Raw genomic sequence first — 11,892 nt, forward strand, 5'->3', positions numbered from 1 at the left:
GTAGTGGGTGCCGATCGCGGTAGCGAGGTCGCGCTCCCGTAGCGGGGCGGACGTCCTCCTCCTGCTGCCTCGACCAGCGCGGCGAGTCGGCGGACGAGCGTGCTGTGCCCTGCCCATAGCCCTCGGGGAGCTCTCCCCCACGTCCATCGCTTGCTCGTTCGGCGCGCTGCCATGGAGGGGACGCCGATGAGCTCGGTGGTGGGCGCCGTTCCTCCTTGGCGGATCAGTTCGCGCACAGGAATCAGGTGAGGTGGGTGGCTGCCCGTTGTGCTTGCCGGTCATGCTTGAGCAAGCTTTTTCCAGGTATTGTTTCCTACAATGCCATCTGCAGAGAGGCCATTTTTCGACTGGAACCACTTCGCAGCCGCTGCGGTTTTGGGGCCGAATATTCCGTCGACAACAAGGGCGGGCGCCCATCCGAGATCATTCAAGCGTTGTTGAATGTTCTTGATGCCATCTGCCTTCGGGGAGCCTTGCTTGGCAAATGGTTGGTCGGCCGCTTTGCGCTCGGCTCGCGTGGGAAACACGGTCAGCCAATCGTTCACATCATTCGGCAGGTCATCCGGATGGTGGACCTGCCCTTCACGCCACCCCTCTATCCGCTTGACCTCCCTGGCGAAATCGGTTACCTGCTTCTCGCTCAGCTGGCTGACCAGTGTATTCGTGCTCACGCCGAGGGCTGCTCCAACTTTCTGGGCGTAGACCTCTGGATTGTTTGAGCCGTGCCCGCTGGGGGCGTAGACCTGCATCATTTGAAGAATCGTCTTCTCTTTGCGCCTCAACAGGAATCGCCGAACGGCGGAAAACCCCTGCTCTTCGCTGGGAAAAATAGCGAAGATGTCGTTGCGCTTCCCCGGGTACGCGCCATAATTCTCCGCCTCTCCAGAGGTGACGATGTTTCCGGGGTTGTTGTTGTTCCAGGAGGGGGTTCCTCTCGTTCGCATCACGTCCTCATAGAACACGTGATCAATTCCCAGGATGCTCACCACATCACCGGGTTCCATTTCTTGAGCCATTCCCCAGGGCATGGATACCTCCGAGTGCAATTGCGGCAAAGCGAGGGCTCTCGCTGCATCGTCTGACGCGCTCGCCTTGTTGATCTGACTCGCCCGGCAGGGGACTGCCTAGAACGCTACTAATGTCGATCGGTCAAACCCTGTTACACGGGGCAGATCTGACCCACCGTTTGCAGGACCTGTCCGACTCGGCACCGGCCTGCCTGGCGACGGTTTCACCCGACAGGCCCTAGCGCCAGTTTCTCGGTCTACTCGGGTCCCTCGGGCTCATCTCTCTTCCAGATGGCGCTTCCACCCTAGGCCCCGACCGTCATATCGACGTTCGTCGTGGCGTTCAAAAAGCGTTGCGGTCGCGTCTCGGGGCACGTGAGTCGATGGCCTGCCCACGCAGCCGGTCAGATGCCCGCGCTGCTGCCTGCGCCGGTGCACTGAGTTGCTTCCTGTGCCGGTCTCCTTGGAGACATGGCTGCCCCTGGAGCAGATCGGTCATCAGGGTCGATGGGCTGACCCCGAGCTCCCGCTGAAGATAGGCCCGGTATTGCTGGTAACACCTCACCGCGCTGGCGACGTTGCCTTCGGCAAGATGAATCTCGATGACAGTGCGGTGGGCGGTCTCCCGGATCGGATCGATCGCGGTGGCCGCCAGCGCAGCTTGGAGAGCGGGCAGGTACTGCTGGGCGGTCAGCAACCGCTGCGCCAGACCCTCCAGGGCGTAGAGGCGTATTTGGTCCCAGCGTTCGCGGTCCGGGTGCAGCCACTCGTCAGGCCAGCCCGGCAGCAGCTCCCGGGTGAACTGCTCTATGAGGGTCTCACTGTCGGCGGGTGGCGGTGCCGGCCCGTCGACGATCTGCCGTGCCGAGTCGCGCTTTCGGAGCACATCAACTCGGACCACTGGCGATACCCGCAGGCGCTGCCCGATGCAGTCGATCAGAGTGACACAGCAGGCACGCCGCCCCTGGCACAGTGCCGAGCGCAGGTTGGCCGCGGCCCGGTGGCACGGGTAATCGGGCCACAACTGCTCCGCTGCCGCGCTGCGGTGGACGCCGTCGGGCCTGAGACCCAGGAACGCCAGAAGTCGCTGAGCTCCAAGAGGTGCGGGCACCCTGCTGCCGCAGCAGGTGAGCTCGAAGGCACCGAGCAGTTCGAGGGAGACCTCGGCCGAAGCTTCGTTTCCATGCACGTGCACCACTGTGCCGTCGGCATGTGCCAAGCGCATCCGGTTGGTCCGCTCATTGCCGCAGGTGGCCCGGGCAAGTCAGCTGCTCACATTTTTCTTTGGCGTCAGCACCCGGGGCTGCTTCCTGCGGCGACGACGTGCCGTAGATGTCCAGGAAACGCTTGGGCAACGCAAATACACATGTGCCCTCCATATCGCCCGAACAGGGGTGGGGGATGCTCGGGATCAGAAGCCTCCGGTGCTCCCTCTCACGTAGCCGTTACGCAGATCCACGGCTTGATATAGCCAAGTCTGCATCGCGTGACATCGCCGGAAAAAGCGGCGAAGGCTGGGAGCCGACCAGAAAGGAAACGTTATGGCGGCCACACAGACAGCACCCGTTCGAGCAGATGAAACGGACGCCGACTACGAGGCGTACGAGAAGGTCGTCCAGATCATGAGCAAGGCCATGTCGGAATCGATCAAGGAATCCCTCAAGGCGCTCAAGGACGAGGAAACCTTCGTCGCCCACGTCAGGGGTGTGGCGGAGGAACAAGGCCTGGGGCGGGACGACGTGCGCGCAGAAGACCTCTTCGAACCATTCTGGAGGCTGGCGAACGGCGTCGACCTGGATGTGCAGTGGCGGAGCAGTGCCGGAGTTCCTGTCCGCTCTGCCCTGATCGCGGGCTCCATCAAGCCGCCTGAGGGCCAGGAAAGGTTCTCTATCGGTGCCAGCGCCTTCGGTTTCGGTATCGGAGTCAGCTGGTAGGCAGCCAGCATTCCACGCCCGGTACTGCATGGGATATTCCCGGGACCGTTCACCGGCTCTGGATTCCGTCCGGCAGATGAACACACAACGGGACCGCAGTTAGTTTCCGGGATGCCGTCGAGCTTTCCGGTCATCGGAAACCTCGGTGCAGGTACACAACCTGACACCACACGCCCCGCATGAGCGGGGGAGAAGTCACGGCAGGGACCGGGAGCCAGGACAGGTGATCCGGTCCCTGCGCCTTGGTTCATGCACCGGCGCACGCAGAACGCTGGCCCCGCCAAGGGGGCAGGGCTCCCCACGCTGCGGGCCCGGGACCGTGCCGTCACCGGCCAGGGATTTCACCCGACACTAAAGAGGCGTCATGTCACGTCAGTACTACCAGCGCGGTCACCTCGTGGAGGCTGAACAACTCGACGAGATAATCGCCGTCAAGATCGGCTGGGACACCCTCGGCACAGAAGCCGCCGAGGTGGAAGCAGCACTGGGAAGCAGCGCCCGCGAGGAAGTACGAGAGGCAGGCGTCGACGACGAGACGAGCGAGGCCTTCGCTCGCGCGAACTGGGTATTCGTCAGACCGAACCCGCAGACCCGAGAAGCGTTCACCACAGGGGGAGGAGATCCCCGGCACGGAGGCGACCGGTAACGTCATCCGGCGCTCCAACGGCAGGATCGGTATCGCGACCGACGTGCTGACGGTCCAGGTGCAGCCGACGTTCTCGGAGGAAGAGGCCGAACGAGAGCTCGAATCGGTGGGTCTGACCGTCGTCAACAAACTCCGCTTCGCGGAGAACCTCTATGAGGTGCGCGCCACGGCGTCCGACGCCCTCGCGGCCTCCGTCGACCTCCATGACAACGACCATTTCGTCTTCGCTGAACCGTCGCTCATCGAGCACGTGCCCGGACGGTTCAGGCCCAGTGGTGCTCGATACGCCCAGCAGTGGCAATGGAGGAACACTGGCACAGGCGGCGGTACCCCGGACGCCGACGTCCATATCGAGTCGGCCTGGGACCGCACCTTCGGGACCGGGATGCGAGTTGCCGTCATAGACAACGGCTTCGACACAGAACACCCGGACCTCGCCCCCGGGCTGGATCCGTTGTCGGGATTCTTCGACGACGCGGGAGGTGCGGCTTTCGTCCGGGGCACCTCGGGGATGCCTGACAACGATCACGGCACCTTCTGCGCCGGCATGGTCGGAGCCCGGCACAACAACGGTGCCGGCGGTACCGGCGCGGCCCCTGAGTGCAGCCTGATGCTCCTGGCATGCCTCAAAGACCAGGTCGGTACGCAGACAACGCTCGCCCGCGCAGTGGCCTACGCGGCCGTCCCCTCCACGGAAGTCCCCGGTAGCGCCCCTGACGGAGGGGCAGACATCCTGGTCAGCAGTCTGGGCCCGAACGGCGCGGACTGGGATCTGACCAGCACACTGGACCTTGCTCTCGAATTCGCTGCCACCAACGGCCGCCAAGGCAAGGGGCTGGCGATCTTCTGGGCCGCGAGCAACGGCAAGAACGTCGACGTCACCAAGGACGAAGTGGTCTCCCATCCGGATGTGATCGCCGTTGTGCGGTCGAACAACCAGGATCGCGAGGACAACGCGGCACGAGGCTCAGAGGTCGAACTGATCGCACCCGGTGTCAAAGTCTTCAGCACCAAGTCCGGCGGCGGCTATGGAACCAGCACCGGCACCAGTTTCGCCGCTCCCTGCGCGGCCGGGTGCGCCGCCCTGGCACTGTCGGTGAACCCCCACCTCAAGAGAGACCAACTGCGCGAGGTGATGCACGAGTCGGCCGACAAGGTCGGAGGACCGGAAGTCCAGTACGACGCGGCCGGCCACAATGACGACTACGGCTTCGGCCGGGTGAACGCGTCCCGGGCCGTCGCGCTCGCCGACGGGATGACGCCATGAACGAGGAACTGGACGTCATCCGCTGCCACGTTGTCGCCGAGAATGCCGAAGCGCTCAGGGAGTTCATCCACGAGACGCAGCCCGATGTCGGCTGCCGCGCCGTCGCGCGCCACACCCAGGCGGGTGTCGGATTGGACCTCTATCTCCGCCAGGAGCAGCTCGACCAGGCCAGAGCAGCAAGATCGGCACCACAAGTGAGCATCATCGAGATCGAAAACGTCACGGAGAACTGGCGCAGCCTGACGGAAGAGATAGGGAGCGGCGACCGCTTCGCGCACCGGGACGCTATCCCGCATGGCCTCGGCCGGAAGGAGTGAACGTGTACCTCAACGTGGCCGAGATCGAATCGGCGATCACCAGTCTGCACGACGCCTACCCCGACACCTCAGAGATCATCACTCCACCCCATCTCACCCACGAGGGCCGAACAACGAGGCTGTTGCGGGTCGGGACACGCCAGATCGACGAAGTACCCGGAATCCTGCTCCTGGGCGGGATCCATGCACGGGAGTGGATGCCGCCCGACGCACTGGTTTCCTTGGCAGCAGACGTGCTCGAGGCGCACGACTTGGCCACGGGGCTCGGGTACGGGTCGTCGACGTTCACGGCGGCCCAGGTCACACAGGTCGTTGAGAACCTCAATCTGTTGTTCTTCCCCTGCGTCAACCCCGACGGCCGGGCCTTCAGCCAAACCACCTCCGCCACATGGCGCAAGAACCGCCGACCAGCGCCTGCCGGATCCACCGGCTCCTCCTGCATTGGTGTGGATCTGAACCGGAACTTCGACTTCCTGTGGGATCACACCTCGAAGTTCGCCCCGGACGCGGACGTCCACACGTCGAGCACACCATGCAATCCGCAGGTCTACCGAGGGCCAGCCCCCGCCTCGGAGCCCGAGACCCGCAACGTGGTCTGGGTCCTCGACACTTATCCGAAGATCCAGTGGATGGCCGACGTCCACAGCGCAGTCCCGGTGATCCTGCACAACTGGGGCTCCGACCAGAACCAGTCCACCACACCGGCCGACAACTTCCGCAACCCCAGCCTGGACACCGTCCGAGGGCGACCGGACGACGGCATCGGCGAATTCATCCCCGAACGCGATCTGAAGATCGCAGTCGAACTCGCGGAGCGGATGAACGACGCGATACGTGCGGTGCGCGGAGTCGACTACGGCGTCGAGGCAGCATACGGGCTGTACCCCACGTCGGGGACGAGCGACGACTATGCCTACAGTCGGCACCTCACCAACCCCGCCGCCACCAAAGTGATTGGCTACACGATCGAGTGCGGTGACAGCTTCCAACCAGTGTTCAGCGAGGCCGAACAGGTCATCCAGGAGGTTTCGGCGGCGTTGCTGGCACTCGCGCTGAACGCTCCCGAAGTCACTGACGGCGCGTAGCGGGCGGGCGCTGGTCGTGGACCGGCTCGCATCGCGACCCCGGAGTGCTCCTCCAGTAGCGCAGTCGGGCCGACCTTGGTGGTCCTGGCTCGTACCTAGAGGGATCGTACGGAGGTCATGCCGCCGTCACCGGTGCGGCCCATCGTCCGAGGGACGGCCACCGCAATGGGCTCTTGTCGTCCCGATCCAGGGACATGCACGCTCACTAGCCCCCGCTGTCGGATTGAGTAGGATCGCGTGCCGCCTGAAGTGGACATCCTGACCCCGCCGCGGACGGTCGCCACGCGCCTCGCGCAGTGGGAAGAACAAGCCGATGCCGTGGTCCCGACGAAGGCGGCCGGCGCGAACCTCCTGGTCGCGACATGGAACCTGCGCGCCTTCGGGGACTTGACCAAGGCGTGGAAGACGGGCGAGGGCATCTCCCCGAAACAGAACTTCGCCGACATTCACGCGATCGCCGCAGTCATCCAACGCTTCGACGTGGTCGCGGTGCAGGAGGTCCGCGGCAACCTGCGTGCCCTGCGCTACCTGCTGAAAGTCCTGGGCGAGCACTGGGCGTTCATCCTCACCGATGTGACCCTGGGCAAGGACAGCAACAACGAGCGCCTGGCGTTCCTGTTCGACACCTACCGGGTGAAACCGTCGGGCCTGGCGTGCGAGCTGGTAGTGCCGCTTGAGCAGGATGCGGGGTGAGCGCGGGCAGCCTGGAGCGCCAGTTCGCTCGCACCCCCTACGCCGTCAGCTTCCTCTCCTCAGGGCAGACGTTCACCCTGGTCACCCGGCACGTCGACTACGGCAACACGGCCGCTGACCGGGTCCCGGAACTCAAAGGGATCGCGAAGTGGCTCGCCGGCTGGGCGGAACGCGAGTTCGGCTGGGAGCACAACCTGATCGCGCTCGGCGACTTCAACATCGACCGTGTCGGCGACCCCCTGTTCGAGGCCTTCACCTCCACCGGCCTCACCCCGGCCCCGCAGTTGGAAGACCTTCCTCGCACAATCTTCGACAAGCCCGGCGCCGCGCACTTCTACGACCAGATCGCCTGGTTCGCCAAGGGCCAGCAGCACCGCCCCGTCCTGAACCTGGATGCCGTCGCCGGAGGCCAGGTCGACTTCGTCGACGCCCTTCAGGCCGACGGCACCCGCAACGACCTGTCCTGGCACATCTCCGACCACTTCCCGCTCTGGGTGGAGTTCACGATCCCAGCCAGCTGAACCACAACCTTGAGACGACGCTGGCCCATTGACGCTCGGTGGCTGCCAGTGCAGGCCACCACTACGGTCCGAATCGTGACGTGGGCCCCCAATCCCTCCATCCATCCGAACCCGCCTCGACTAGGAAATCGACCGATCGATCTCGCCGTTGAGCGGCCCATCGGCCGTCCCCCACCCACGACTTTCCCAGTTGCGGAAGCGGACCGTCATCCGACGGGCAAACCGTTCGACATCGCCGTAGGGTTCAGAACCTGCCCCAGCCGGTCCACGCAGCGTCGGGGTGCGTGTCCACTTTGATTTTGGCGAATTCGCCCTGATCCGTCGCCACAATGAGCTGCGGCCGGCCATCCGGCAATGTCACGGTGGTCACGCTCTGCACAACTCCCGATGGACCCGGGAATGGCGTCCACCCAGCCCACCCCGTCCAGGGGTCGCCAGCTGGATTCCTCTTCCAACTGCTGACCAGTTCCCCCGCGTCGTTCACCGCCCAAATCTGCGGCCGGCCGTCCGACAGCAGAACGGTGGCCATCATTCTCAGCGTCATGGCACCTTTCCCCTCATTTGCGGATTCAATGAATAGAGGTCAGCCTGCCTTCAGCACGTGCTCACCGCCGCCGCCCTCAACCTCATCCGACCGATGCCTGGCTGACCGGAACTACACTCGCCAGCACCCGCACCTCCCGCTTCAGCCGCCTGAGTCCCGCATAGACAGCGTCGAATTCGCCAACGGTGTCCTTCACGGGGCGCGATCAGGACGAGATTCATCGGGCGGTCTCGCGACTTCGACAACGTCAGGAGACGGATGATGTTGGAGGGTTACAACCAGGGGACAGCGGTGGCAGGCCTCTTCTCCCTGCTCTTGCCACCAGCGGCAACGAGGCCGCAGTCGACAAGCCGGTAGGCTACCTGCCTCTGGTGGCAAAAGACGTGTGATCCTCTGGACCAAGCTGCACTGGGCACCGTCGAAGTGGCGACACCTACTTCCAGCACATGGGGCGCCGATACGGAACACCTCGGTGGGCTCAACTGGCTGGGCCAGATCCGTAACTTCTGGCGTTACGGGAACCAGTTGGTCCAGATAGCGCACATGCGGCTCATTGGCCGTTCCGGCTACCACGCCAAACACCACGGCCCCGGACATATCTGGCTGCGCGCTGGGGCAGTAGAGATCATGGTCCCTTTTGGGGTCTTCCGCAGCATGTTCCTCAGAAGACATGTCTATCCTTCGGGAGCGGGGGGCGGGGGATTTTCTGCGCTTTGCGAGTCATCCCAATTCCAATTATCACCCCAATTGATAGCAATGCCGACTGTGGTGAGGGCAGGGCGCAAAGACCATCTACTGGGGTCCGAATTGCGTTCCTCCAAAGCCCTAATGGCGCCGGACAGTGCTGCTTGTGTCAACTCGTCCACGGTTACTCGAGGATCTTCGCTCATGGTTTATCTCCGAGAGGAAGCTGATTGAAAAGCCGTACACTTTGCGCGGCTAGGAACCGCCTGCGCTACCATCCGTCATGCATGGCGTATGAAGCGGCAGAGAGGTGCTGGTTCACACGGCCGCGTGGGCAGAGGCCTTAGCCGTCTTCCCTGAGCATTCGCCACCTCCGTTCCGGTGACATTGGCTTTGGGTGAAACAGGTGCTGTGTAAGCGTTGCCAATGCGTCCACGGCACGTCGTCGGCGCAGGATGAGGCCCCTGGCGGTGGAAAAGAAGGTGACCAGCGGGTTCTTGACGCTCGTGTCGTTGCGGGGTTCCTACTGAGCTTGAATTCGTGATGTCGCGCGTGAGCAGTCCAATGTGGTTGTCTCCATGAGCGGCCACGTCCGTTGTCGTAGATTTGTCCCGTGCCGCCGACAGCCGCGGATCGTCGTGTACCGGCCTGTCCGCGTGCGGCGGCTGGGGATCACGGCGAGCCGCCACGGCTGTGAGGAGGCACTCCGCGTGCGCCCTCGAAAATCGCGCCCGACAGCTTCGCGCCAGACATCTTTGCCCCGGTCAAGTCTGCGTTGCTCAGGTCCGCAGGGGTCAGGTCCGCGCCGCGCAGGTCGGCGCCGGTCAGGTCCCCGTGCATCAGGACCACGCCGCGCAGGTCTGCTGTGCTCAGGTTCGCGCCGATAGGAACGCGCGGGTCAAGTCGGCGCTCGAGTCGGCCTCGCTGGTTTCGTTGGTTTCCTCGGCCCTGCTCAGGTGGGCGTTGTGAAGGTTCGCTCTGCCGAGTTCCGCGCCGGTCATGTCGGCCGCACCCAAGCGCGCGTTGGTCAAATTGGCGCCTGTGAGAAATGCTCTCTGGAGGTCCGTGTCCTGCAGGTTCACGTCGGACATGTTCGCGAAGTCGAGGGACGCGCCGAAGAGGTCGAAATTCTCGAGGCCTGCGTGTCGGAGGTCCGCGCCGGTGAGGAACGCGAAGCGGAAGGTGCTGCGTCTGCGCATTCCGCCTTCTGTGAGACCCACTTCGCGTTCCAAGCCGCGCAGATCGACGCTGCTCAGATCAACTCGGTACAGCGGCTTCCCGTCCTGGGCCAGCTCCCGGCCGGCGGACCGGCTGCCCAGCACGGAAAACACAGCCGCCACGTCGGCAGGGGGTCTGTGCTCCTGTGCCGGCCTCAAGCCACTTACCGGAACGGGAGCGTGCCGGCGTCGGACCTGCGCGACGTTCAAGGTCCCCTCTTCCAGAGCGGCTTGTAGCCCCCCGGTCGCTCGTTGAACGGGTGGATTCCCAGCCCAGCACCGGGCCGGCCTCCCAAGATGCGTCACGCCCCGGCCGGTCACATCCTTGAGACAGGGGCACAGGCGCGCCAGGACGCTCCTCGCGCACCCGGGCCGGTCGTTCCCGCACACGGGATCCTTGACCGCGTTCTCACCCACACACCGCCGTCATCTACAGCAGCCCCCGGCGGGTCCGAGCGAACAGGTGGAGAGCCATGGACGAACACGGCGGCCACATGCACCACTCAGGCGGACACCCGGAACCCGACGCCCCTGCCTTCCACGGCATGGCGGTGGTGGGTGACGACACCCCCTTCCTCTCCCACCTGCCGATGCCCGGACCACCGCACAACGAGCAGATGATCGTGCAAGCTGCCTTCGGGGCTGCCCACCGCGCGTATCGCAACGACCGCAAGGCGCACCCGGAAGCCCGGTTCTACACCTTTGCCCCCGAGGTGTTCACGCTCTCCGACCTCTATCCCGGCGAGGCCGGCGAACCGCCCGCCCGCACGTCGTTCACCGGGAGTCTGTTCCGCAACCACTTTGAACAGCCCGAAGCCCACCCCGAGACGCCTGTCGAGATCGCAACCGATGTCGTGGTGGAGGTGGCCAACGTGGTCAACCACCACAAATTCACCGCGGACGACCAACAGCCGGAGGAATTGACGTACCTCCTGTTCGGCAAGGGGTCCGAGCGGTTCCTAGCGCATTGGATCACCGGCCCCTTCCAGCCCACGAGCCGTCAGGAGTTCGATCACCTGATGACGGCCGATGTCCAGGGCATGGAGGTGTCCGATGACCAGCTGCGCCATGGCATCCAGGTCACCGTCACCGGTCGTCCAGACGAGCCCGGCGGGAAGTTCAAGGAAGGTGAACGAGCGGCTGCCGTCGCCGCGGTCAACGGCGGGCATGTCACGGTCGAGATCGAGGCCGACACCGAGCTGTATTTCGAAGCCGGCGAACTGACACCTCACTGAACCTATTTCATCCTCGGTCTGAGGAGTGAAACAGGCTGGTCAGCGTGGTGGTGGCCTGGCGAAGTCCCTCGTCGTTGGTGTGATGATCTCACTCAACACGCCGACGGCCGGGGGGCTTCGTTGGTTCCGTATCCTTCCATGCTCGACGTCCCGTACGAGCTGGTCGAGCATGTCTCCTGGCTCGTCCACACCCGAAGGCGTGAACTTCGCTCACCATGGCGGAAGTTGAGCTGCTTCAAGCAGGCCCTATTGACACTGGCCCACCTGCGGAAAGTGACTGCACGGGCCTTCACCCAAGGCCGGGTAGTTAGCCTCGCGCTTTCATGGAGCGTGCTGTCCGGCAGGTGATCAGGCAAGCAGAAAGTGAACCGCCCCGGTTCGAATGGAGACTCGATTTCATGAAGGGATCGAGTCATGGCACGACCTTCCCGTTACCCGCTCGAGCTCCGCCGTCGCGCGGTGCGCATGGTCGCCGAAGTAGGCGACGACTACCCGAACGAGACGGCCACCCTGCAGGCGGTGGCCGAGAAGCTCGGCATCGGCTCCCGCGAGACGCTGCGGAACTGGGTGAAGCAGCACGAGATCGACGCGGGGACACGTCCGGGGACGACGACGGAGGAGTCCGCCCAGCTCAAGGCGTTGAAGAAGGAGAACGCCGAACTGAAGCGGGCCAACGAGATCCTGAAGGCCGCGGCGAGTTTCTTCGCGGCCGAGCTCGACCGGCCACACACACGCTCGTAGC

14 protein-coding genes are annotated in these 11,892 nt (G+C 64.3%); 9 read left to right on the forward strand and 5 right to left on the reverse strand.

The features are described from left to right. Positions 1 to 278: 278 nt before the first annotated feature. On the reverse strand, positions 279 to 1,028 hold the full coding sequence (locus QFZ76_RS50440) for a peptidoglycan-binding protein (protein ID WP_307680476.1): 750 nt from the start codon (positions 1,026 to 1,028) through the stop codon (positions 279 to 281). 322 nt (positions 1,029 to 1,350) lie between these two features. Further along, entirely contained in the window at positions 1,351 to 2,232 is an 882-nt protein-coding gene (locus tag QFZ76_RS50445; protein WP_307680478.1) for a BTAD domain-containing putative transcriptional regulator, read from the reverse strand. A gap of 316 nt (positions 2,233 to 2,548) precedes the next feature. Between QFZ76_RS50445 and QFZ76_RS50450 the strand changes: the two genes are divergently transcribed. From QFZ76_RS50450 to QFZ76_RS50480, 7 genes are all read left to right on the forward strand, one after another. Then, entirely contained in the window at positions 2,549 to 2,941 is a 393-nt protein-coding gene (locus QFZ76_RS50450; RefSeq protein WP_307680479.1) for a hypothetical protein, read from the forward strand. A gap of 364 nt (positions 2,942 to 3,305) precedes the next feature. Then, positions 3,306 to 3,587 (forward strand): hypothetical protein, encoded by a 282-nt coding sequence (locus tag QFZ76_RS50455; protein ID WP_307680480.1) that lies wholly within the window; start codon positions 3,306 to 3,308, stop codon positions 3,585 to 3,587. 43 nt (positions 3,588 to 3,630) lie between these two features. Next, the gene (locus QFZ76_RS50460) at positions 3,631 to 4,854 is read left to right on the forward strand and encodes a S8 family serine peptidase (protein ID WP_307680481.1); all 1,224 of its coding nucleotides are present in this window, start codon (positions 3,631 to 3,633) and stop codon (positions 4,852 to 4,854) included. Further along, positions 4,851 to 5,171 (forward strand): hypothetical protein, encoded by a 321-nt coding sequence (locus QFZ76_RS50465; RefSeq protein ID WP_307680482.1) that lies wholly within the window; start codon positions 4,851 to 4,853, stop codon positions 5,169 to 5,171. The genes QFZ76_RS50460 and QFZ76_RS50465 overlap by 4 nt, the downstream gene beginning before the upstream one ends. Before the next feature lie 2 nt (positions 5,172 to 5,173). Further along, positions 5,174 to 6,256, forward strand: coding sequence for a M14 family metallopeptidase (locus QFZ76_RS50470; protein ID WP_307680483.1), 1,083 nt, complete (start codon positions 5,174 to 5,176; stop codon positions 6,254 to 6,256). Between the two features lie 249 nt (positions 6,257 to 6,505). Then, positions 6,506 to 6,949 carry a hypothetical protein gene (locus QFZ76_RS50475; protein WP_307680484.1) on the forward strand — a complete coding sequence of 148 codons (444 nt, stop codon included), beginning with the start codon at positions 6,506 to 6,508 and terminating at the stop codon, positions 6,947 to 6,949. After that, on the forward strand, positions 6,946 to 7,470 hold the full coding sequence (locus tag QFZ76_RS50480; RefSeq protein ID WP_307680485.1) for a hypothetical protein: 525 nt from the start codon (positions 6,946 to 6,948) through the stop codon (positions 7,468 to 7,470). Before QFZ76_RS50475 ends, QFZ76_RS50480 begins: the two co-directional genes overlap by 4 nt. A 244-nt stretch (positions 7,471 to 7,714) precedes the next feature. Here the strand turns inward: QFZ76_RS50480 and QFZ76_RS50485 are convergent, their stop codons facing one another. The 3 genes from QFZ76_RS50485 to QFZ76_RS50495 form a co-directional block, all read right to left on the reverse strand. After that, positions 7,715 to 7,840: a hypothetical protein gene (locus QFZ76_RS50485; RefSeq protein ID WP_307680486.1), complete on the reverse strand. Its 126-nt coding sequence runs from the start codon at positions 7,838 to 7,840 to the stop codon at positions 7,715 to 7,717. A gap of 1,530 nt (positions 7,841 to 9,370) precedes the next feature. Next, positions 9,371 to 9,538 (reverse strand): pentapeptide repeat-containing protein, encoded by a 168-nt coding sequence (locus QFZ76_RS50490; protein WP_307680673.1) that lies wholly within the window; start codon positions 9,536 to 9,538, stop codon positions 9,371 to 9,373. Between the two features lie 29 nt (positions 9,539 to 9,567). Beyond that, positions 9,568 to 10,038: a pentapeptide repeat-containing protein gene (locus QFZ76_RS50495; protein WP_307680487.1), complete on the reverse strand. Its 471-nt coding sequence runs from the start codon at positions 10,036 to 10,038 to the stop codon at positions 9,568 to 9,570. A 350-nt stretch (positions 10,039 to 10,388) separates the two neighbouring features. On the opposite strand from QFZ76_RS50495, the gene QFZ76_RS50500 reads away from it, so the two are divergent. Together QFZ76_RS50500 and QFZ76_RS50510 are read left to right on the forward strand one after the other, a co-directional pair. Next, on the forward strand, positions 10,389 to 11,150 hold the full coding sequence (locus QFZ76_RS50500) for a hypothetical protein (protein WP_307680488.1): 762 nt from the start codon (positions 10,389 to 10,391) through the stop codon (positions 11,148 to 11,150). Positions 11,151 to 11,564: 414 nt separating this feature from the next. Then, entirely contained in the window at positions 11,565 to 11,891 is a 327-nt protein-coding gene (locus tag QFZ76_RS50510; protein ID WP_307680489.1) for a transposase, read from the forward strand. The last annotated feature ends 1 nt before the right edge of the window (position 11,892 follow it).

The organism is Streptomyces sp. V4I2 (assembly GCF_030817655.1).
Taxonomy (GTDB): domain Bacteria; phylum Actinomycetota; class Actinomycetes; order Streptomycetales; family Streptomycetaceae; genus Streptomyces; species Streptomyces plumbiresistens.

Coding starts and splice junctions, on each gene's coding strand:
- QFZ76_RS50450 (WP_307680479.1), top strand. CDS start 2,549: ATGGCGGCCACACAGACAGCACCCGTTCGAGCAGATGAAACGGACGCC.
- QFZ76_RS50440 (WP_307680476.1), bottom strand. CDS start 1,028: ATGCCCTGGGGAATGGCTCAAGAAATGGAACCCGGTGATGTGGTGAGC.
- QFZ76_RS50445 (WP_307680478.1), bottom strand. CDS start 2,232: ATGCGCTTGGCACATGCCGACGGCACAGTGGTGCACGTGCATGGAAAC.
- QFZ76_RS50455 (WP_307680480.1), top strand. CDS start 3,306: ATGTCACGTCAGTACTACCAGCGCGGTCACCTCGTGGAGGCTGAACAA.
- QFZ76_RS50500 (WP_307680488.1), top strand. CDS start 10,389: ATGGACGAACACGGCGGCCACATGCACCACTCAGGCGGACACCCGGAA.
- QFZ76_RS50490 (WP_307680673.1), bottom strand. CDS start 9,538: ATGCACGGGGACCTGACCGGCGCCGACCTGCGCGGCGCGGACCTGACC.
- QFZ76_RS50510 (WP_307680489.1), top strand. CDS start 11,565: ATGGCACGACCTTCCCGTTACCCGCTCGAGCTCCGCCGTCGCGCGGTG.
- QFZ76_RS50465 (WP_307680482.1), top strand. CDS start 4,851: ATGAACGAGGAACTGGACGTCATCCGCTGCCACGTTGTCGCCGAGAAT.